Origin of the sequence: Mesorhizobium ciceri WSM4083 (genome assembly GCF_000519305.1) — a bacterium.
GTDB lineage: Bacteria > Pseudomonadota > Alphaproteobacteria > Rhizobiales > Rhizobiaceae > Mesorhizobium > Mesorhizobium ciceri_B.
In genome coordinates this window covers 213,988-231,525 of sequence record NZ_JAFG01000006.1, presented here as the reverse complement: position 1 = coordinate 231,525, position 17,538 = coordinate 213,988, and the positions used below count along the sequence as shown (strand labels likewise).

Genomic DNA, 17,538 nt, shown 5'->3' with positions numbered 1-17,538 from the left:
TGGAAATTCTACTCCGGCGGCCATCTGATGGCGTTTTCTGCGCTTCCGGTGCTCGCGTACTTTAAGTACGCTCCGCTCCGGTTCTCGAAACCACCACCATATGACTCGCCAGAGCGAATTTCGAAACAGTCTCGGGCCGAGCATGATGCCGGAGCGAGCATCGAGCTATGAGCGAATTCGACTTCGGCGCCCGCCGCGCCTCTGAATTCCGCCAGCGCGGCTTCTGGACGCTGTTCGCCGAGCGGCATCCGGAAGAAAGGGCTCTGATGGCGAGGCGCGGACCCTGGTTCTGGCAGCGCGGGCTGCCCGACTTCGCCTTGGTCCTTTCCATGTATGTCGCGCCGGCGCAGAGCCAGGTCGGCGTCTTCTTCGGCCGCAACGAGAAGTTCGGCGCCACGCAAGCCTGGTCGCGGTTGAAGCCGTTCCAGCCTGATATCGAAGCCAGGCTGAAGCTCAGGCCGGAACAGAGTTGCGGGGGTCTCGGCATCAATTCGATGTGGCGGGTGAACTGCTATGCCGAGGACAACTGGCCAGCCATGGCCGACTGGCTGGTGACCGAATGTTCGCGCTTCGAGCGCGCGGTAACCGAAGTCCTGAGGCAGGGATAGACATCCGGTGTTGCCAGAGGGTATCGGCTCCTTTTTCCGTTCACGCTGGCAAGGCCAGGTGCCGCTCGACCGGCTGTTCTGGCGCGACCTTGTTCTTGTCGGCACGGCGCTCAACGTCGCATCTCTGGTGGCCGCGATCATCCTGCTCGGACTGAAGCTGCCGCTCGCACTGGTTCTGGCGGTGCATTTCGCACCGGTGCCCTACAACATCTTTCTGACCTTTGCCGTATGGCGAACCACGGAAAAGGCCAGTGGCGCCAAGGCGTCGCTGATGACGCTCGGCGCCACATTATGGCTGATCCTGACGGTCGTGGTCTGACAGCGCGGACACGGGCGCCCATCGCGTTGGCCGGCTTCCGGTTGAGCAAATGAAAAAGGGCAGCCGCAGCCGCCCTTCTCATTCATTCAATCGAATTTCGGTTCAAGCCGACGGCTCGAATTTCAGTGCCACGCCGTTGATGCAATAGCGCAGGCCGGTCGGCGGCGGGCCGTCCTCGAAGACATGGCCGAGATGGCTGCCGCAGCGGGCGCAATGGCATTCGGTGCGAACCATGCCGTAGCTGCGGTCGACGGTGTTTTCGACCGAGCCCGGCACCGGGTCGTTGAAGCTCGGCCAGCCGGTGCCGCTCTCGAACTTCAGCTTGGATTCAAACAAAGGCTGGTCGCAGCCGACGCAGGAAAAGGTGCCGGCGCGCTTCTCGTAGAGCAAAGCGCAGCTTCCCGGCCGCTCGGTGCCGTGGCCGCGCATGACGGCATATTGCTCCGGCGTCAGCCGGGCGCGCCATTCGGCGTCGGTGCGGGTTACAGGGTAGGTGTGGGTGTCCATGTGATCTCCTCAGCCTTGCCGGCTCGCTCCTACAGCGCCGCGCGTCCATCGGACGCGCAAAGGACGCTGTGGTACTTTGGTTTTGCGCATGATCCTTTCCGAACCAGAGGTTCGGGGTCATGCGCGGATTGCAGCCTCATATTCGCACCAAGATAGGCATTTGTTACGCGATTTGCCCGCATTTTTCGATCGTGATCTTTATGCGATCGCCCTGAGATAGCGATCGACCGAAGCAGCCAACGCCGCTTTTGCGCCCCCGATGACATTCTGGTTCCACCACGCGCCGTAGATATGGTCGAAAGCGAATGGCTCCAGTGACGCCGCGATGCGGCGCACGGCCGCTGCGTTGAGCGGAATGTAGTTCGGATAACTGTACATGAAGCTGACATGGCGGCGCGTCGGCGTCACCTGCAGGATATCGCCGGCCAGCAAGACGTCGCCGTCATCGCGTTTCCAGTGCAGCACCTGACCGCCGGCAAAGTGGCCACCGCAGCGGATGAGCGTCAGCGAAGTGTTTATGGCCAGCGTCTCGCCTTCCCAGCTGACGATCGCCTTGTGCGGTTGCATGATCCATTGGCGGTCGTCGGCGTGGAGATAGATCGGCACGCCGCCAAACGCCTCGCTCCAACAGGCCATCACCGAATAATAGTGGCAGTGCGAAATGGCGATCGCCGCCAGGCCGCCGCGGCGGTTGATCTCGGCCACCGCCTCCTCGCTGACCATCGAAACGCAGTCCCACAGCACGTTGCCGTGCGGCGTCTGCGCCAGCAGCGCCCGCTGGCCGATGGCGAAGCGTGGCTCGATGCCGAAGGCGAGCACGCCGGCGTCGTCCTTCATCACAAGCCGGTGTCCGTCAGCGAGTTGCTCCGGCGTGATCCACGCCTGGCCCTCCCAGCGCACATATTGCCGCTCGTCCTCGCAGATCGGGCAGTGCTCCGGCGGCGTCTCTGTTGCCGCGAACTGGACGCCGCATTGCAGGCAGAGGAAGCAGGTCATCGGATCTCCTGTCGGTCTTTCAGTGCTTTCTTGAAAGCTGCTTGGTCGCGCCTTCAAGCCCGGCCAAAGTCAGCGGGAACATGCGGCCGCCAAAGATGTCGCGGATCATCGCAATCGAATGGGTGTAGCCCCAGTTCCCGGGGTTTTCGGGGTTCAGCCATACCGCGTTCGGCCATTGCTGCAGCAGACGGCCGAGCCAGACGCTGCCTGCCTCCGGATTCCAGTGCTCGACCGAGCCGCCGGGGTGAGCGATCTCGTAAGGGCTCATCGAGGCGTCGCCGACAACGATCACCTTGTAGTCCGGCCCATATTTGTGGAGCAGGTCGAAGGTCGGAATCACCTCGGCATGCCGGCGGCGATTGTCCTTCCACACACCCTCATAGAGGCAGTTGTGGAAATAGAAATATTCGAGTTGGCGGAATTCGGCGCGGGCGGCCGAAAACAGCTCCTCGACGCTCTTGATGTGGTCGTCCATCGAGCCGCCGACATCGAAGAACATCAAAAGCTTCACCGCGTTGCGCCGCTCTGGCCGCGTCTGCACGTCGAGATAGCCGTGTTCGGCCGTGGCGTGGATGGTGCCGGGCAGGTCGAACTCTTCCTCGGCGCCCTCGCGCACCCAGCGGCGCAAGCGCTTCAGCGCGATCTTGATGTTGCGGGTGCCGAGCTCGACCGCATCGTCGAAGTTTTTGAACTCACGCCTGTCCCAGACTTTCACGGCGCGACGGTTGCGGCTTTCATGCTGGCCGATGCGCACGCCTTCGGGATTGTAGCCATAGGCGCCGAACGGTGAGGTGCCACCGGTGCCGATCCATTTCGAGCCGCCCTGGTGGCGACCCTTCTGCTCCTCAAGCCGCTGCTTCAAGGTCTCCATCAGCTTTTCGAAGCCGCCGAGTGCCTCGACCAGCTTTTTCTCTTCGTCGGTCAGGTGCTTTTCGGCGAGCCGGCGCAGCCATTCCTCAGGGATGTTGGCGACATCGACGGCATCCGGCCCGCCCAGTGCTTCGATGCCCTTGAAGACGTGCGAGAACACCTGGTCGAAGCGGTCGATATGGCGTTCGTCCTTCACCAGCGCCGCACGGGCGAGGTAATAAAAACCTTCGACGTCGTAGTCGACCAGCCCGGCTTCCAGCCCTTCCAGCAGCGACAGATATTCCCTGAGCGAAACGGGAACGCGCGCTGCCTTCAGTTCGAGGAAGAAGGGAATGAACATGGTCTATCTACAGCAGATCGTACTCGATGAAGCCCGTCCGGCGCGCGACATGGTCGTAGAGCTTGCGAGCGGTGGTGTTGGTCTCGTGCGTCATCCAGTAGACATTCTTGACGCCGATTTTCGCAGCTTCTTGTTGCACCGCCTTGATCAGCGCAGCACCAATGCCTTTGCCGCGCACGTCTGGATCGGCGAACAGGTCCTGCAAATAGCAGTTGTTATGCTCCGACCAGCCGGAGCGGTGGTAGAGATAGTGGGTGAGGCCGACCGCCTTGCCGTCTGATGTGGCGATGAAGCCTTTCGGCTCGAACTCACCTTCCGTGAATAGCCGCTTCCAGGTGACGGCGTAGACCTCTTCGGGAAGCTTGGTTTCGTAGAAGGTGAGGTAGTCGGTCCACAGGCGCCGCCAGTCGGCATGGTCGGACTGCGCGAGCGGGCGGACGGTAATCTCAGACATGTCATCTCCTCTGAAGGTTTGGCCGAGGCTGCCTGCCTGTTCAGCTTCGGGCAACGGTCCACGGAAGGGAAAGCGCTGCTGCTGACCTATTGCTGCCTTCGTGCCATGAACGCCAACCGCTCGAACAAATGCACGTCCTGCTCGTTCTTCAGCAATGCGCCATGCAGCTTGGGCAACGCGTTCTTCGGATCGGCGCGCAAATCCTCCGGCGCGATGTCGTCGGCGACCAGCAGCCTTATCCAGTCGAGCGCCTCGGAGGTCGACGGCTTCTTCTTCAAGCCGGGCACGTCGCGGATTTCGTAGAACTGGGTCAGCGCCGCGCGCACCAGGTTCTGCTTGATGCCGGGATAGTGGACATCGACGATTTTGTGCAACGTGTCGACGTCGGGAAAGCGGATGTAGTGGAAGAAGCAGCGGCGCAGGAACGCGTCCGGCAACTCCTTCTCGTTGTTGGAGGTGATGATGACGATCGGCCTGACGGCGGCGCGGATGGTTTCGCCGGTCTCGTAGACGAAGAACTCCATCCGATCGAGTTCCTGCAGGAGATCGTTTGGGAATTCTATGTCGGCCTTGTCGATCTCGTCGATCAAGAGCACGACCTTCCTGCCGGCGGCGAAGGCCTCCCAGAGTTTGCCGCGCTTGATGTAGTTCCTGATGTCGTTAAAGCGCTCGTCGCCCAACTGGCTGTCGCGCAGGCGCGAGACGGCATCATATTCGTACAGGCCCTGCTGCGCACGCGTCGTCGACTTGACGTGCCATTCGATCAGGTCGAGGCCAAGTGCCGCCGCCACCTGGCGGGCGAGTTCCGTCTTGCCGGTGCCGGGCTCGCCCTTGACCAGCAAGGGCCGTTCCAGCGCGATCGCCGCGTTGACAGCCACCATCAGATCCTTGTCGGCGACATAGGCCGCCGTGCCTTCAAAACGCATTCTTGCTCCTCGGTTGGTCATCGCGACCGTAAGGACGGTGCTCCGCCTGTGCAAGGGTGAGCCGGCTGCGACGAAAGGGCTTGAAACCCGAGACGGAAATGTCCGTTGCTATAACGCAAGACCGCTCAGCAGGCTGAAGGGTGGCAGCGTGAAAGAACAGACATTCGGCAAGACGGCGCTACAGATCGTTGTCGCCGTGCTGGCGGCGACGCCGGTTCTGGTCGGCATGGGAGGGGTGCTGTCGGGGCCGGAGTTCCTGCATGTCACGGCGCCTTGGCCGGTCGATCTCGACAGCCATTTCCGCTTCCTGTCCGGATTTTTCCTGGCCATCGGTCTCGCCTGGTACAGCTGTATTCCCGGTATCGAGACCAAGACCGAGCGGTTCCGGCTGCTTGCCGCCTGCACGTTTGCCGGCGGTCTGGCGCGGCTTTTCTCGCTGCTCTGGGTCGGTGCGCCATCCCTTGGGCACATCGCCGGCCTTTGTGTCGAACTCCTGGCAGTGCCTGCGCTGGTCTGGTGGCAGGGGCGTGTCGCGAATAAAGCCACTGAGAATGCCCGTCTCACTGGCGCTTAGTCGACCGGCAGCCTATATTGGGCGGGACGGTCTGTGCTTCCCGGCAGGAGAACATTTTCCCCGGGGCCTTAACGATCCTTAGGGAGCTGTCCCTGGGAAGACCCGTGGGTTTTCTCACACGGCGCCCACCTACTTTGTAGGTTCCCGGGATCGCTCTCTCCACCGGTTGTGTGGATCGTCACTTATTGCCACGCGTCCCCGCATTTCGGTGGATGATGCGGTGGAAAACGTCGCTCCCAACACTCCATCCAGATCTGACCTTTTCTACCCTGGCTGCATGACCTCTCTCAAAGACCTGAAAAAGCAGCTTCGCCGCGAGGCCCTCGGGCGCCGCGATGCGCTCGATGAATTCTGGCGGGTGGAAGTCGCGCTTGAAATGGCCGAGACGGCACGCGATCATCTCCATGTCGAGCCGGGCCAGATCGTTTCCGGCTTCTGGCCAATGCGCTCGGAAGTCGACGTTCGGCCGCTGATGTTTGCCTTGCGCGAAAAGGGCGCACGGCTTTGCCTGCCGGCCATTCTCGACAAAACCACGATCGTCTTTCGCGAACTGGTGCGCGGCGCGCCGATGGTCGAGATGGGTTTCGGCACGGTCGGCCCGCACGAGGAAGCCGAGGTGCTCGACCCCTCGGTGATGCTGGTGCCGCTCGCCGCCTTCGATGCGCGCGGTCATCGCATCGGCTATGGTGCCGGCTATTACGACCGCGCCATCGCCAAGCTGATCGACAAGGGACAGCCGCCGCGGCTGGTCGGCATCGCCTTCGACTGCCAGGAGGTGGGAATGGTGCCGGATGAGGAACATGACGTCGTCATTCCGGAAATACTGACCGAGAGCGGGTTGCGCCGCTTCGCGCCAAAATTGTAGATAAGTACAAGGGACGCATGATCTTCACTGGCGTCATGCAGCTTTCGCTGACCTTCGGTGCGGGATCATATGAGACTTCTCTTCCTCGGTGACATGGTTGGAAAGACAGGGCGCACGGCGGTGTGGGAACAGCTGCCTGGCCTGATCTCCGACTTCAAGCTCGATTTCGTCATCGTCAATGGCGAGAACGCCGCCGGCGGCTTCGGCATCACCGAAGATATCTTTCGCGAGACGATCGCGGCCGGTGCCGATGTCGTCACCACCGGCAACCATGTCTGGGACCAGCGCGACGCGCTCGCCTTCGCGCCGCGCGAAGAGCGCTTCCTGCGCCCCTCGAACTTTCCCAAAGGCACGCCCGGGCGCGGCTCCGGGGTCTACATCGCCAGGAGCGGCGCGCGCGTGCTGGTCGCCAACATCATGGGCCGGGTGTTCATGCATCCCGAGCTCGACGATCCCTTCCAGGCCGGCGAACGCGAGCTTGCCGCCTGTCCGCTCGGCGAGCAGGCGGATGCCGTGATTATCGACTTTCACGCCGAGGCGACCTCGGAAAAGATGTGCTTCGCTCATTTCGTCGATGGCCGTGCCAGCCTCGTCGTCGGCACCCACACCCACCAGCCGACAGGCGATCACCAGATCCTCAACGGCGGCACCGGTTATATTTCCGACGCCGGCATGTGCGGCGACTATGATTCCTCGCTCGGCATGGACAAGGAGGAGCCGCTCAACCGGTTCCTGTCGAAAGTGCCGAAAGGCCGCTTCGAGGCGGCGACCGGACCGGCGACATTGTGCGGCGTCGGTGTCGATATTTCCGACCGCACCGGGCTGACCGAGCGGATCGCGCCGTTTCGTCGCGGGCCACGACTGGAGGAAACCGCACCGTCCTTCTGGTCCTGACATTGATATAGGCACGCTTAGTACCTAACTGCCGGCGACACTGCTCTAGATCGTTAAAAGAGGGGACGACCTCCATGCAGCTCATCGAATTCCTGGCGCCGCATTTTCAATTTGTTTCCGACCCGACGGCCTGGGTCGCGCTGCTGACGCTGATTGTGCTCGAGGTCGTGCTCGGCATCGACAATCTGATCTTCATCTCGATCCTGACCAACAAGCTGCCGGAAGCACAACGAGCCCGTGCCCGCCGGCTCGGCATCTCGGCGGCGCTGATCATGCGGCTGGTGCTGCTGGCCACCATTTCGATCATCGTCCAGCTGACCACGCCGGTGTTCACGGCCTTCGGCCACGGTTTTTCCTGGCGCGACCTGATCCTGATCGCCGGCGGCCTGTTCCTGGTCTGGAAGGCGACCAAGGAGATCCATCACACGGTCGACCCCGACGACCACAAGGATACGATGATGGGCGAGACGCTGCAGATCAGCCTTGCTGGTGCGATCTTCCAGATCCTGCTGCTCGACCTGGTCTTCTCCATCGATTCGATCATCACCGCCGTCGGCATGACCGACGAGATCGCGATCATGTACATCGCCGTGATCGTCGCGGTGAGCGTGATGATGCTGGCGGCCGGACCGCTGGCCAATTTCATCGCCAAGAACCCGAGCATCGTCATGCTGGCACTGGGCTTCCTTTTGATGATCGGCATGACGCTGATCGCCGATGGCATGGGCTACCATGTGCCCAAGGGCTACATCTACGCAGCGATGGGCTTTTCGGCGCTGGTCGAGGGACTCAACATGCTGGCGCGGCGGCGCAAGAAGGCGAAATCGGGCGGCGGCCACTGAGGCTGGTCTGTCGGGCGAGCCTAATGCCCCGGCACACCCTTCGGGTGACGGTCGCCCATCAGGCCAAGTGTCAGGCCCTGTTCCAGCCAGGCCTTGGCGCCGGCCAGCACGAGCGTGAAGCCGCCGGTTGAGTCGACGGCTTCTTTCATCTGCTGGTCGCCATTGCCGGCGAAGCCGAAATTGCGAACCTCGAGAAAGGTCGTCTCGTCAGGCATTTCGGTGAAGGTCCAGACCACCGTGGTCGGCGGATCGCTCCACTGCATGACGATCTTTTTGTTCACGACGATCTCGCTGACGGTGACCGTCGTCGAGACGCCGTACATGCGCCACTCCCAGCGGACCTGCTTGCCGCTGTCCAGGCGGTCGCTGGCGTGGGTGAACCAGAATTTCGTGGTGATGGCCGGATCGACGATGGCCTCGAACACTTCGGCGACAGGCCGCCGGATCAACATGCCGGCTTCGGCGGTCGGTTTTTCCTGGATGTCCATCGGATGCTCCTTCGTGGCTTGGCGCTCACCAGGCGTCCGGTTCGCGCAGCATGTGGATGATATTGGCGGGGTTGGTGATCCAGCCGCCGCGGAAGCCCTCGCCCAGGGGCTCGATGGCATCGCAACGCACAACGCCAGCCTTGGCGAGATGATCCGCAGCCGTCGAAAAATCGTCGGTGAACAGCTCCAGCCACACCTCGGCCTGGCTCATCATCGGTGCCTCATCGATCCACAGACGGTTGGGGCCAAGCTCGAAGCCGATGGCCGGTGCCTTGTCCGTGAAAGGCTTCAGGCCGACGACGTCGCGGTAGAAGGCGATCGTCGCCTGATACTGGTGCGGCGGCACCTTCATGGCGATGTTGATGCCGCCGGTGATTGTCGCGGTCATAGTTGGCTCCCTTGTCGTGTTCAGTTGTTGTTGGTCGGCTTTACCCAGGCTGTTTATGCGAGATTGATCTGCCAGGAGACCCCGAACCTGTCGTTGAGCCATGCGAAACGGCGGCTGAAGCCGTAATTGTCCGGTGGCATCAGGAACGCGCCGTCCTTGCCCAGCGTCTCGACAATTCGGTTCAGCTCTTCTTCTGAGGAACAGTCCACATAGAGCGAGACCGATGGCGTGAACGTGAAGGCGTGGTGCACGGGGCTGTTGAAGACCATGACTTCCAGGCCGGCGATCGACACGCGCGCCAGCTTGACCGTTCCGTCCGGGCCATCTTCGCCGGGGCCGTAATTTGTGACGTCAAGGACGCTGCTGTCAGGAATGGTCTCGCAATAGAGCGTCATTGCCTCTTCGGCCTTGCCCTCGAACATCAGGAATGGCGTTACTTTCTTCATCGCGGATCTCCATCCTCCCCATGGTGGCTCAGATATTGGTCTCGTTGGCGGGTTCGCCCTTCATCTCGGCGCGGTAGTAGCCGTCGCGCAAATTGATGCCGTATTCGACATAGGCCTTCATGCAGGCCAGCATCTGCGACCAGCCCTCGCAATTGAGGTAGGACTTCTTCAGGCCGACCGCGCCTTCCTGCCAGCCGCTCTCGGCGATGGTGACGAAGGTGCCGCCATCGTCCAGCGGCTCGAAATTCATCTCGATGCGGGTCTTGTAGGCCGGCTTGCCGTCGGCGTCGGTGGCATCCCAGCGCAGCACGATGCGACGGTCCTTGACCACTTCGTCGACCTCGACCGGCACCTTGCCCCACCAGACAACGCCGGCGCCGGCTTCCAGCGGGGCGCTGGCGCCGCCGATCGTGGTGAAATAGCCGCTCAGTTTCTTCGGATTGACGACGGCGTCGAAGACGTCGGCGACCGGCTTGCCGATGCGTCCGGAAACACTGAATCCAAGTGACATATCCACAGCTCCTTCCCTTGATCGGTTCGACAATATGTTATAGAAATATAACATGTCAAGCCGATCGCAAGACGACAATGTTTTCAAGGCGCTGGCGCACCCGCGCCGGCGTGAAATACTGGACCAGCTGAAGGACGCGCCGAAGACGACCGGCATGCTGTGCGAGGCCTTTCCCGATATAGATCGCTGCACCGTCATGCTGCATCTCAAGGTGCTGGAGGAGGCCGACCTGATCGTTGCGCGGCGCGACGGCCGCGAGCGCTGGAACCATCTCAACGCGCTGCCGATCAAGCAGATCCACGACCGCTGGATCAGCCAGTATGCCGGGCATGCGCTCAGCATCATCGAGCGGCTGAAATCCGATCTGGAGGCGTGAACGGTTGCAGCAGCCCATGTCGCGGGTCCCGTGCACGGTGCGGCTGGACGAATTGAGCCGATTTATCTATAAGCCGGCCATTCCGACAGAGAACGCCGTGCGTCCACGAGGTGCACCTGGGACGCTCTGAAATTTTGAATTCGGGCATTGCGGAAACGAGGTGAGATCACTTCGCTTCGGGATGCTCTAGCCGAGAAGACGACACCATGGCTGGCCATTCACAGTTCAAGAACATCATGCACCGCAAGGGCCGCCAGGATGCGGTGCGGTCTAAAATGTTTTCCAAGCTGGCGCGCGAAATCACCGTCGCCGCCAAGAGCGGGACGCCCGATCCGTCGATGAACCCGCGCTTGCGGCTGGCGATCCAGAACGCCAAGGCGGTGTCGATGCCGAAGGACAACATCCAACGCGCCGTCAACAAGGCCTCGATGGGCGATGCCGAGAACTACGAAGCCGTGCGCTATGAGGGCTATGGCCCGGGCGGCGTCGCCGTCATTGTCGAGGCGCTGACCGACAACCGCAACCGTTCGGCGTCCAATGTGCGCGCCGCCTTCACCAAGGCCGGCGGCGCGATGGGCGAAACGGGCTCGGTTTCCTTCATGTGGGATCGTGCCGGCGAGATCTATTATCCGGCATCGGCCGGCAGCGCCGACAAGATCATGGATGCGGCGATCGAAGCCGGTGCCGATGATGTAGAATCGGACGAGGAAGGCCATACCATCTATTGCGGCTTCGAGAACATGGGCGAAGTGTCGAAGGCGCTGGAAGGCGCGCTCGGCGAGGCTGAATCGGTGAAGCCGATCTGGCGGCCGCAAAACAACGTTCCGGTCGACGAGGAGCGGGCACAGTCGCTGATGAAGCTGGTCGCCACGCTCGAGGACGACGACGACGTGCAGAGCGTCTACGCCAACTTCGAAGTCGACGACGAGACCATGGCCAAGCTCAGCGCGGCATGAGCGGAGCTCAGCCTGGCATGAGCGAAAAAGCGCTTCCCACCATCCGCATCGCCTACTGCACGCAGTGCCAGTGGCTGCTGCGCGCCGGCTGGATGGCGCAGGAACTGCTGTCGACCTTCGGCACCGATCTGGGCGAGGTGACGCTGGTGCCCGGCACCGGCGGCATCTTCACCATTTCCTGCAATGACACGCTTGTCTGGGACCGCAAGCGCGACGGCGGCTTTCCGGACGCGGCCAAACTGAAGCAACTGGTCCGTGATGTCATCGACCCGGACCGCGATCTCGGCCATTCCGATCGGAAGACAAAGGCGTAGAGGCCGCCGGCGCTGCCGTCACTTGCGTCGCCACGCTCCGAAGGCGGCGCCAATCGCAATACCCACGGCGACGCCCATCGGAAGGTCATCCAGAGCGGTGCCGATCGCGGCACCGACACCAACTCCGATGGCCATGCCGAAGGCCATATTTGCGTATTGATCCTTCATCGGTCGCTCCATCCATCGTCGTCAACGCGTGGCGAACCAGAAGGATGCCAGCGCGGCTATGCCGCTGATGGTGCGGACATGGTTCCACATCACCCATTCATTGAGGTAGCGCGACCATAGGTTTGCACCTTCGCTGCTGGCCGGGTCGACGGCGGCGAGCGCATCGTTGAGTGGAACGTTGAAGATCATCGTCACCACCACGATGCCGATGAGATAGAGCAGGCTGCCGGCAATCAGCCAGAGCGAGCCCGGCTGGCTCCAGCCGATCACCGCGCCGATGGCGACAACAATGCAGACGAGCGCCGTGCCGAACAGCGCTGTCATGAACAGCGGGGTCACAGCTGTGACATTGATCGAATTCATCGCGGCAATGCCGCTTGCGCCTGGCATGCGGGCGAGGCCCGGCATGACGAAGCTGGAGAAAGCAAAGAAGACGCCGCCGACGACGCCAGAGCCGAGTGCGGCGATGAAGATGAGAGTAGGAAGAAGTTTCGCGATCATGTCAGTTGCTCCATATGCCCGTTGTGTTTCCTTGGTATCCAAACGTGAGTAATCCTCATGTTTGCAAAACGTGATAAATCCTCGTATTTTGTGAGTCAAGCGATTTTGGTGCACTTGGAGTCAGTCATGGAAGACGCGGCAGCCCTCGTTTCCGCACAGGAGCAGCTTGCTTCAGCGCGCCGGGCGCCGAGCCAGCAGCGCAGCCGCGAGCGGGTCGAGCGCATGCTGGCGGCCGCCTCAGCGCTGATCGCCGAGCAAGGCAGCGATGCCATGCGCATGGGTGAGGTGGCGGAGCGCGCTGGGGTGTCGATCGGGTCGCTCTACCAGTTCTTTCCCGACAAGCGGGCGATCATCTGGGCGCTGGCCGAGCGCTACACCGCCGAAAGCCAGGCCTGCATCTCAGCCGCGCTCGCCGGTGTCAGCGATGCCGAAGGGCTGGGCCGGGCGTTTTCGGAACTGGTCGATATCTACTACGGGCTGTTCCTGGCCGAGCCGGTGATCCGCGACATCTGGTCGGGCACGCAAGCCGACAAGGCGCTGCGCCAGCTCGAACTCGCTGACAGCCGCGCCAACGCCGAATTCCTCACCGCGGTGCTGAGGCGGCTGCGGCCGGCGGTCGATCCGGCGACACTGGAAACCACGGCGTTTCTGGTCTGGCAGATGGGCGAGGCCGCCATGCGGCTGGCGATCTCGGTCGAGCGCCAGGAGGGCGACAGGCTGGTCGCCGCCTACAAGCGCATGGCGCTGAGGGAATTGCTGGCCGAGTAGCGCCGCGCCACAACAAAAAACCCGCCACGGAGGCGGGTTTTTGATCTGCGAAAGGTCGTTTGGCTTAAGTTCTTACTTGATGCAAGTCGTTATCCCAAAACCGCTTCGCACTTTTGGGCGACATGCAATTAGATGCCGAAACCTTCGAAACGCTTCTTGAACTTCGACAGGCGGCCGCCGCGGTCGAGCAGGGTCTGCTGGCCGCCGGTCCAGGCCGGGTGGGTGGTCGGGTCGATATCGAGGTTCATCGTATCGCCTTCCTTGCCCCAGGTCGAACGGGTCGTGTATTCGGTGCCATCGGTCATGACGACCTTGATGGTGTGGTAGTCGGGATGAATAGCGCTCTTCATGGCTCGGTTCCTGGCTTGCCGGCGCGGCTGACGGGCTTAAGCCTGCGTCGATGCGCCTCTTTTTAAAACTCGAAGCCGCAGCTATTGAGGAGCCACGGCTTCTAAAACGGTCGGCGAGCCTATACATCAGCCGGAATTGAATCACAAGGCCGCGGCAAGCGCATATTGAGGCGCAGACCCCAAGGGCGGCTGGAGGAAACATCGGGATGGCGCAAATCACCAGCGCAGACGAGCGCCGGCGTTCGCTCAAGCCGCTCCGGCGCCTGTTCCCCTACATCACGCACTATCGCACACTGGTCGTCGGCGCCATCATCTCGCTGGTCATCGCGGCGGCAACCACGCTGGCGCTGCCGCTGGCGGTGCGACGCATGATCGATCATGGTTTTTCGTCGTCCAGCACTACCTTCATTGCCGAATATTTCGCCGCCCTGGTGGCGATGGCCGCCTTGCTGGCGGCGGCATCGGCCGGCCGCTACTATTTCGTCATCACGCTGGGCGAGCGCGTCGTCGCCGACATCCGGCGCGATGTGTTTGCCCATGTGACGACGCTGTCGCCTGCCTTCTTCGACACCGCCCAGTCCGGCGAGATCGTGTCGCGGCTTGCCGCCGACACGACGCAGGTCAAGTCGGCGGTTGGAGCCACGGCCTCGGTGGCGCTGCGCAATGTCATCCTTGGTCTCGGCGCGGTGGGGATGATGGTCATCACCAGTCCGAAACTGTCGGGCCTGGTCATTGCCGCCATTCCTGTCATCGTGCTGCCGCTGGTCGCTTTCGGCCGTTCGGTGCGGCGTAAATCACGCCAGGCGCAGGATACGCTGGCCGATGCCACCGCCTATGCCAGCGAGCAGATAGGCGCGGTGCGCACGCTGCAGGCCTTTACCAATGAGAGGCTGGTCACCGGGCATTTCTCGGCCGCGGTGGAAGCCGCTTTCGAGGCGGCACGCTCCTCGATCTTCGCGCGCTCCTTCCTTACCTTCTTCGCCATTTTCACCATCTTCTCGTCCGTCGTGGCGGTGCTGTGGTTCGGCTCGCGCGACGTGCTCGAAGGCTCGATATCGCCGGGTACGCTCGGCCAATTCCTGCTCTATTCGGTGTTCGCCGCCGGCGCGTTGGGCGCGTTGTCGGAAGTCTGGGGCGAGCTTGCGCAAGCGGCGGGTGCCGCCGAACGGCTGACCGAGATCCTGGCCGAGAAGCCGGCGATCCAAGCTCCCGCCGATCCGAAGCCGCTGCCGGCCGTCGCCAAGGGTGCGATCGTCTTCGACAATGTCTCCTTCTCCTACCCGGCAAGGCCCGACCGTGCCGCCGTGCACGGCTTGAGCTTTCAGGTCATGCCCGGCGAGACGGTGGCGATCGTCGGACCGTCAGGGGCCGGCAAGAGCACGGTCTTTTCGCTGATCCTGCGCTTCTACGATCCCGAAATAGGCAAGATCCTGATCGACGGCGTCGACGTGCGCGAAGCCGATCCCGTTTCGGTCCGCCAGCGCATCGCCATCGTGCCGCAGGATGTCACCATCTTCGCGGCAAGCGCGCGTGACAATATCGGTTTCGGCCGGCCGGGAGCCAGCAAGGCCGAAATCGAGACGGCGGCGAAGGATGCGCTTGCCGACGAATTCATCCTCAAGCTCGAGAACGGCTACGACAGCCAGGTCGGCGAGCGCGGCGTGACGCTGTCAGGCGGCCAGCGCCAGCGGGTTGCGATCGCCCGCGCCATCCTGCGCGACGCGCCGATCCTGCTGCTCGACGAGGCGACCTCCGCGCTCGACGCCGAAAGCGAGACGCTGGTGCAGACGGCGCTGGAACGGCTGATGCAGGGCCGCACCACGATCGTCATCGCCCACCGCCTGGCAACGGTGCTGAAGGCCGACAGGATCTTGGTCATGGATGGCGGCTCGATCGTCGAGGAAGGCACGCATCAGAGCCTTGTCGCCAAGGGCGGCATCTATGCGCGGCTGGCCAAGCTGCAGTTCGAAACCGGCGCCAGCGCCTTCAGGGGCGCGGCGGAGTAGTCAGAACCATCTTGCGTTCCTGATGTGCCGACCGTCCTTACGCGGCTCCGTATCGCTGCTTCAGATGGTTCACGAAATAGGTAGCGTTGAGCTTTTCGCCGGTGGCGCGTTCGAGCAGATCCGGCGTCGACCAGCGTGATCCCTGCGACCAGATTTTTTCGCGCCGCCACTCGTTGATCGCCTCGAAATTGCCTTTGGCGAGATCCTCATCGGCGGCTGGGTGTTCCCGCGTCAGTGCCGCCCATTGCTGGGCCGCCATCATCGCGCCCAGCGTGTAGGAGGGGAAGTAGCCGAAGGCGGCCCCTGGCCAATGCACGTCCTGCATCGGCCCGTCTGCGGGGTTGTCGATGGTGGAAAGACCGAGGTAATCGCGCATCTTGGCGTCCCAGGCTTCGGGCAGATCGGCCACTTCAAGCTTGCCGGCGACGAGTTCCTGCTCCAGTTCGTAGCGCAGGATGACATGCAGGGGATAGGTCACCTCGTCGGCATCGACCCGGATCAGGCCGCGCTCGACGCGATGCACATGCGGCAGGATATCGTCGAGCGACCAGGCTTCGCCGAGGTGCTTTTCGACCACCGGCAGCGCCCAGTGCCAGAAGGCCGGGTTGCGGCCGAGCTGCTTTTCGACGAACAGGCTCTGGCTTTCATGCACGGCCATGCCGCGCGCCTTGCCGAGCGGCCAGTGCGACCATGCCTTCGGCAGGTTCTGTTCGTAGAGCGCATGGCCGGTCTCGTGCAGCACGCCCATCAGCGCCGACAGGAAGTCGGACGTCTTGTAGCGGGTGGTGATGCGCACGTCGCTCGGCACGCCGCCGCAGAAAGGGTGGTGCGACACCGACAGCGACCCGTGCGTCAGGTCGAAGCCGACCGATGCCATCATGGCAAGGCCGAGCTCGCGCTGCCGGTCGATCGCATAGGTGCCCGACAGCGGCTTCAGCGGGCGCTTGCGCAGCCGCGCGTCCTGGATCGCCAGCGCCTCCGGCACGAAGCCTTTCAGGAAAGCCTTCAGGTCGGCGAAGACTGGCGTGATGTCGGCGGTGCGGTTGCCGGGGTCGTACTGCTCCATCAGTGCGTCATAGGGGGCTAGGCCGAGCACATCGGCACGCAGCGCCGCCTCCTCGCGCACCAGCGCCACGACGCCCTCCAGCGCCGGCTGGAAGCCTGCCCAGTCGTTCTTGGCGCGCAGGCCACGCCACAGCTGCTCGCAACGCATGCGCGCGGTCGTCTGGCGTTCGACGAATTCGACCGGCAGGCAGGTCAGGTTGGTATATTGGCGCCGCAGTTCCGAGACCGCGGTGCGCTGCTCTTCACCCAATGCTTCCTGTTCGGCCGCGGCGATCCAGTCTGCTATCTCCGGCGCCGTTGCCCTGGTGTGATACATGCCGGCCAGTGCCGACATCGCCTCGGCACGCTTTTCGCCGCCGCCGACGGCCATGTGCGTGGCCTCATCGGCGCCGAGGATGGCCAGCGCATGCTCGAGCGCTTCGAGCTTGTGACCGAGGTCATCGAGTTTCTGAAAGGACATGGCGGTTTCCTTGATCGGGGACGGCGCGAAAAGACATCAATGCAAATGCGTTGGCAACCCTCGGATGCCGTCCGGCAGATGCATCTTGCGCAGGCGAGGCCGCGCATGAAATGCTGCCGGCGACAACGTAAGGGGGAAACAATGATCGGCAACATCCTGGTCGGGCTGGTGGCCTTGATCCATGCCTACATCGTCTATCTGGAGATGGTGCTGTGGGACACGCCGCGCGGGCAGAAAGCTTTCAACCTGACGCCAGAATTCGCCAGTGCCTCGAAAGTGCTCGCCGCCAATCAGGGACTCTACAACGGGTTCCTCGCCGCCGGGCTCATCTGGGGGCTATACCTTGGTGCGGCCGGTTTCCAGGTCAAGGTCTTCTTTCTGGCTTGCGTGGCCATTGCCGGCCTCTATGGCGCGGCAACGGTCGGCCGCAAGATCCTCTTCATCCAGACGGTGCCGGCGGCGGCTGCCCTGATCGCGGTGTGGCTCGGCTGGTAAAAAGGACGCCCGCGGGAGGCCCCCCGAAGGCGTCAGGCGGTCCCTTCCTCT

The 17,538-nt window shown here is 62.7% G+C and carries 25 protein-coding genes and 1 other RNA gene; 13 read left to right on the top strand and 13 right to left on the bottom strand.

Translation table 11 applies throughout. The annotated features are described in order from the left end of the window. The first annotated feature begins 167 nt into the window (after positions 1 to 167). The gene (locus tag MESCI2_RS0114555; protein WP_027037227.1) at positions 168 to 608 is read left to right on the top strand and encodes a hypothetical protein; all 441 of its coding nucleotides are present in this window, start codon (positions 168 to 170) and stop codon (positions 606 to 608) included. Positions 609 to 615: 7 nt separating this feature from the next. Continuing rightward, on the top strand, positions 616 to 927 hold the full coding sequence (locus MESCI2_RS0114550) for a hypothetical protein (RefSeq protein ID WP_027037226.1): 312 nt from the start codon (positions 616 to 618) through the stop codon (positions 925 to 927). Between the two features lie 102 nt (positions 928 to 1,029). Here MESCI2_RS0114550 and msrB read toward each other — a convergent pair whose 3' ends face one another. The 5 genes from msrB to MESCI2_RS0114525 all read right to left on the bottom strand — a co-directional run bounded on the left by msrB (position 1,030) and on the right by MESCI2_RS0114525 (position 5,020). Then, positions 1,030 to 1,434, bottom strand: coding sequence for a peptide-methionine (R)-S-oxide reductase MsrB (gene msrB / locus MESCI2_RS0114545; RefSeq protein WP_027037225.1), 405 nt, complete (start codon positions 1,432 to 1,434; stop codon positions 1,030 to 1,032). Between the two features lie 198 nt (positions 1,435 to 1,632). Further along, positions 1,633 to 2,430 (bottom strand): MBL fold metallo-hydrolase, encoded by a 798-nt coding sequence (locus MESCI2_RS0114540; RefSeq protein ID WP_027037224.1) that lies wholly within the window; start codon positions 2,428 to 2,430, stop codon positions 1,633 to 1,635. Positions 2,431 to 2,449: 19 nt separating this feature from the next. Then, positions 2,450 to 3,640: a vWA domain-containing protein gene (locus tag MESCI2_RS0114535; RefSeq protein WP_027037223.1), complete on the bottom strand. Its 1,191-nt coding sequence runs from the start codon at positions 3,638 to 3,640 to the stop codon at positions 2,450 to 2,452. Positions 3,641 to 3,647: 7 nt separating this feature from the next. Then, positions 3,648 to 4,094: a GNAT family N-acetyltransferase gene (locus MESCI2_RS0114530; RefSeq protein ID WP_027037222.1), complete on the bottom strand. Its 447-nt coding sequence runs from the start codon at positions 4,092 to 4,094 to the stop codon at positions 3,648 to 3,650. Between the two features lie 86 nt (positions 4,095 to 4,180). After that, positions 4,181 to 5,020: an AAA family ATPase gene (locus MESCI2_RS0114525; RefSeq protein WP_027037221.1), complete on the bottom strand. Its 840-nt coding sequence runs from the start codon at positions 5,018 to 5,020 to the stop codon at positions 4,181 to 4,183. Between the two features lie 148 nt (positions 5,021 to 5,168). On the opposite strand from MESCI2_RS0114525, the gene MESCI2_RS0114520 reads away from it, so the two are divergent. The 5 genes from MESCI2_RS0114520 (at position 5,169) to MESCI2_RS0114505 (ending at position 8,195) form a co-directional block, all read left to right on the top strand. Beyond that, positions 5,169 to 5,594, top strand: a complete 426-nt coding sequence (locus MESCI2_RS0114520) for a DUF4345 domain-containing protein (RefSeq protein WP_027037220.1) — start codon at positions 5,169 to 5,171, stop codon at positions 5,592 to 5,594. Between the two features lie 25 nt (positions 5,595 to 5,619). Further along, positions 5,620 to 5,775, top strand: a non-coding RNA gene (gene ssrS, locus MESCI2_RS1000000136835) — 6S RNA. 96 nt (positions 5,776 to 5,871) lie between these two features. Further along, complete coding sequence (locus MESCI2_RS0114515; protein ID WP_027037219.1) at positions 5,872 to 6,459, top strand: 5-formyltetrahydrofolate cyclo-ligase; 588 nt, start codon at positions 5,872 to 5,874, stop codon at positions 6,457 to 6,459. Between the two features lie 69 nt (positions 6,460 to 6,528). Then, the gene (locus MESCI2_RS0114510; RefSeq protein ID WP_027037218.1) at positions 6,529 to 7,353 is read left to right on the top strand and encodes a TIGR00282 family metallophosphoesterase; all 825 of its coding nucleotides are present in this window, start codon (positions 6,529 to 6,531) and stop codon (positions 7,351 to 7,353) included. Positions 7,354 to 7,427: 74 nt separating this feature from the next. Next, positions 7,428 to 8,195, top strand: coding sequence for a TerC family protein (locus MESCI2_RS0114505; RefSeq protein WP_027037217.1), 768 nt, complete (start codon positions 7,428 to 7,430; stop codon positions 8,193 to 8,195). Between the two features lie 20 nt (positions 8,196 to 8,215). Here MESCI2_RS0114505 and MESCI2_RS0114500 read toward each other — a convergent pair whose 3' ends face one another. Genes MESCI2_RS0114500 through MESCI2_RS0114485 form a run of 4 tightly spaced genes read right to left on the bottom strand, consistent with a single transcriptional unit; the run spans position 8,216 to position 10,028 of the window. After that, complete coding sequence (locus MESCI2_RS0114500; protein ID WP_027037216.1) at positions 8,216 to 8,683, bottom strand: SRPBCC family protein; 468 nt, start codon at positions 8,681 to 8,683, stop codon at positions 8,216 to 8,218. Between the two features lie 25 nt (positions 8,684 to 8,708). Next, positions 8,709 to 9,071 carry a VOC family protein gene (locus tag MESCI2_RS0114495; RefSeq protein ID WP_027037215.1) on the bottom strand — a complete coding sequence of 121 codons (363 nt, stop codon included), beginning with the start codon at positions 9,069 to 9,071 and terminating at the stop codon, positions 8,709 to 8,711. Between the two features lie 53 nt (positions 9,072 to 9,124). Continuing rightward, positions 9,125 to 9,517: a VOC family protein gene (locus tag MESCI2_RS0114490; protein ID WP_027037214.1), complete on the bottom strand. Its 393-nt coding sequence runs from the start codon at positions 9,515 to 9,517 to the stop codon at positions 9,125 to 9,127. Between the two features lie 28 nt (positions 9,518 to 9,545). After that, the gene (locus tag MESCI2_RS0114485; protein ID WP_027037213.1) at positions 9,546 to 10,028 is read right to left on the bottom strand and encodes an SRPBCC domain-containing protein; all 483 of its coding nucleotides are present in this window, start codon (positions 10,026 to 10,028) and stop codon (positions 9,546 to 9,548) included. 52 nt (positions 10,029 to 10,080) lie between these two features. Between MESCI2_RS0114485 and MESCI2_RS0114480 the strand changes: the two genes are divergently transcribed. From MESCI2_RS0114480 to MESCI2_RS0114470, 3 genes are all read left to right on the top strand, one after another. Continuing rightward, complete coding sequence (locus tag MESCI2_RS0114480) at positions 10,081 to 10,404, top strand: ArsR/SmtB family transcription factor (RefSeq protein ID WP_023811823.1); 324 nt, start codon at positions 10,081 to 10,083, stop codon at positions 10,402 to 10,404. Between the two features lie 206 nt (positions 10,405 to 10,610). After that, complete coding sequence (locus MESCI2_RS0114475; protein ID WP_023811824.1) at positions 10,611 to 11,360, top strand: YebC/PmpR family DNA-binding transcriptional regulator; 750 nt, start codon at positions 10,611 to 10,613, stop codon at positions 11,358 to 11,360. Positions 11,361 to 11,377: 17 nt separating this feature from the next. Then, the gene (locus MESCI2_RS0114470; RefSeq protein WP_127411823.1) at positions 11,378 to 11,674 is read left to right on the top strand and encodes a SelT/SelW/SelH family protein; all 297 of its coding nucleotides are present in this window, start codon (positions 11,378 to 11,380) and stop codon (positions 11,672 to 11,674) included. An 18-nt stretch (positions 11,675 to 11,692) separates the two neighbouring features. On the opposite strand, the gene MESCI2_RS1000000136830 is transcribed toward MESCI2_RS0114470, so the two are convergent. Beyond that, positions 11,693 to 11,842, bottom strand: coding sequence for a hypothetical protein (locus tag MESCI2_RS1000000136830; RefSeq protein WP_023811827.1), 150 nt, complete (start codon positions 11,840 to 11,842; stop codon positions 11,693 to 11,695). A gap of 21 nt (positions 11,843 to 11,863) precedes the next feature. Then, positions 11,864 to 12,343 (bottom strand): DUF1772 domain-containing protein, encoded by a 480-nt coding sequence (locus MESCI2_RS0114460; protein ID WP_027037211.1) that lies wholly within the window; start codon positions 12,341 to 12,343, stop codon positions 11,864 to 11,866. A 126-nt stretch (positions 12,344 to 12,469) separates the two neighbouring features. Between MESCI2_RS0114460 and MESCI2_RS0114455 the strand changes: the two genes are divergently transcribed. Next, positions 12,470 to 13,111 carry a TetR/AcrR family transcriptional regulator gene (locus tag MESCI2_RS0114455; RefSeq protein WP_027037210.1) on the top strand — a complete coding sequence of 214 codons (642 nt, stop codon included), beginning with the start codon at positions 12,470 to 12,472 and terminating at the stop codon, positions 13,109 to 13,111. 128 nt (positions 13,112 to 13,239) lie between these two features. Here MESCI2_RS0114455 and rpmE read toward each other — a convergent pair whose 3' ends face one another. Beyond that, the gene (gene rpmE, locus MESCI2_RS0114450) at positions 13,240 to 13,461 is read right to left on the bottom strand and encodes a 50S ribosomal protein L31 (protein WP_023811830.1); all 222 of its coding nucleotides are present in this window, start codon (positions 13,459 to 13,461) and stop codon (positions 13,240 to 13,242) included. A 206-nt stretch (positions 13,462 to 13,667) separates the two neighbouring features. Here rpmE and MESCI2_RS0114445 point away from each other — a divergent pair, with 206 nt between their 5' ends. Next, positions 13,668 to 15,467 carry an ABC transporter transmembrane domain-containing protein gene (locus tag MESCI2_RS0114445; protein WP_027037209.1) on the top strand — a complete coding sequence of 600 codons (1,800 nt, stop codon included), beginning with the start codon at positions 13,668 to 13,670 and terminating at the stop codon, positions 15,465 to 15,467. A gap of 37 nt (positions 15,468 to 15,504) precedes the next feature. Here MESCI2_RS0114445 and MESCI2_RS0114440 read toward each other — a convergent pair whose 3' ends face one another. Further along, the gene (locus MESCI2_RS0114440) at positions 15,505 to 16,992 is read right to left on the bottom strand and encodes a carboxypeptidase M32 (RefSeq protein WP_027037208.1); all 1,488 of its coding nucleotides are present in this window, start codon (positions 16,990 to 16,992) and stop codon (positions 15,505 to 15,507) included. A 141-nt stretch (positions 16,993 to 17,133) separates the two neighbouring features. Between MESCI2_RS0114440 and MESCI2_RS0114435 the strand changes: the two genes are divergently transcribed. Further along, a complete protein-coding gene (locus tag MESCI2_RS0114435) occupies positions 17,134 to 17,487 on the top strand; it encodes a DUF1304 domain-containing protein (RefSeq protein ID WP_027037207.1) in 354 nt (117 codons plus the stop codon). Positions 17,488 to 17,538 lie beyond the last annotated feature (51 nt).

Excerpts from the sequence above, each read along its gene's own strand:
- MESCI2_RS0114555 (WP_027037227.1), top strand. The coding sequence starts at position 168 with ATGAGCGAATTCGACTTCGGCGCCCGCCGCGCCTCTGAATTCCGCCAG.
- msrB (WP_027037225.1), bottom strand. The coding sequence starts at position 1,434 with ATGGACACCCACACCTACCCTGTAACCCGCACCGACGCCGAATGGCGC.
- MESCI2_RS0114540 (WP_027037224.1), bottom strand. The coding sequence starts at position 2,430 with ATGACCTGCTTCCTCTGCCTGCAATGCGGCGTCCAGTTCGCGGCAACA.
- MESCI2_RS0114535 (WP_027037223.1), bottom strand. The coding sequence starts at position 3,640 with ATGTTCATTCCCTTCTTCCTCGAACTGAAGGCAGCGCGCGTTCCCGTT.
- MESCI2_RS0114530 (WP_027037222.1), bottom strand. The coding sequence starts at position 4,094 with ATGTCTGAGATTACCGTCCGCCCGCTCGCGCAGTCCGACCATGCCGAC.
- MESCI2_RS0114525 (WP_027037221.1), bottom strand. The coding sequence starts at position 5,020 with ATGCGTTTTGAAGGCACGGCGGCCTATGTCGCCGACAAGGATCTGATG.
- MESCI2_RS0114515 (WP_027037219.1), top strand. The coding sequence starts at position 5,872 with ATGACCTCTCTCAAAGACCTGAAAAAGCAGCTTCGCCGCGAGGCCCTC.
- MESCI2_RS0114510 (WP_027037218.1), top strand. The coding sequence starts at position 6,529 with ATGAGACTTCTCTTCCTCGGTGACATGGTTGGAAAGACAGGGCGCACG.
- MESCI2_RS0114505 (WP_027037217.1), top strand. The coding sequence starts at position 7,428 with ATGCAGCTCATCGAATTCCTGGCGCCGCATTTTCAATTTGTTTCCGAC.
- MESCI2_RS0114500 (WP_027037216.1), bottom strand. The coding sequence starts at position 8,683 with ATGGACATCCAGGAAAAACCGACCGCCGAAGCCGGCATGTTGATCCGG.
- MESCI2_RS0114495 (WP_027037215.1), bottom strand. The coding sequence starts at position 9,071 with ATGACCGCGACAATCACCGGCGGCATCAACATCGCCATGAAGGTGCCG.
- MESCI2_RS0114490 (WP_027037214.1), bottom strand. The coding sequence starts at position 9,517 with ATGAAGAAAGTAACGCCATTCCTGATGTTCGAGGGCAAGGCCGAAGAG.
- MESCI2_RS0114485 (WP_027037213.1), bottom strand. The coding sequence starts at position 10,028 with ATGTCACTTGGATTCAGTGTTTCCGGACGCATCGGCAAGCCGGTCGCC.
- MESCI2_RS0114480 (WP_023811823.1), top strand. The coding sequence starts at position 10,081 with ATGTCAAGCCGATCGCAAGACGACAATGTTTTCAAGGCGCTGGCGCAC.
- MESCI2_RS0114475 (WP_023811824.1), top strand. The coding sequence starts at position 10,611 with ATGGCTGGCCATTCACAGTTCAAGAACATCATGCACCGCAAGGGCCGC.
- MESCI2_RS0114470 (WP_127411823.1), top strand. The coding sequence starts at position 11,378 with ATGAGCGAAAAAGCGCTTCCCACCATCCGCATCGCCTACTGCACGCAG.
- MESCI2_RS1000000136830 (WP_023811827.1), bottom strand. The coding sequence starts at position 11,842 with ATGAAGGATCAATACGCAAATATGGCCTTCGGCATGGCCATCGGAGTT.
- MESCI2_RS0114460 (WP_027037211.1), bottom strand. The coding sequence starts at position 12,343 with ATGATCGCGAAACTTCTTCCTACTCTCATCTTCATCGCCGCACTCGGC.
- MESCI2_RS0114455 (WP_027037210.1), top strand. The coding sequence starts at position 12,470 with ATGGAAGACGCGGCAGCCCTCGTTTCCGCACAGGAGCAGCTTGCTTCA.
- rpmE (WP_023811830.1), bottom strand. The coding sequence starts at position 13,461 with ATGAAGAGCGCTATTCATCCCGACTACCACACCATCAAGGTCGTCATG.
- MESCI2_RS0114445 (WP_027037209.1), top strand. The coding sequence starts at position 13,668 with ATGGCGCAAATCACCAGCGCAGACGAGCGCCGGCGTTCGCTCAAGCCG.
- MESCI2_RS0114440 (WP_027037208.1), bottom strand. The coding sequence starts at position 16,992 with ATGTCCTTTCAGAAACTCGATGACCTCGGTCACAAGCTCGAAGCGCTC.
- MESCI2_RS0114435 (WP_027037207.1), top strand. The coding sequence starts at position 17,134 with ATGATCGGCAACATCCTGGTCGGGCTGGTGGCCTTGATCCATGCCTAC.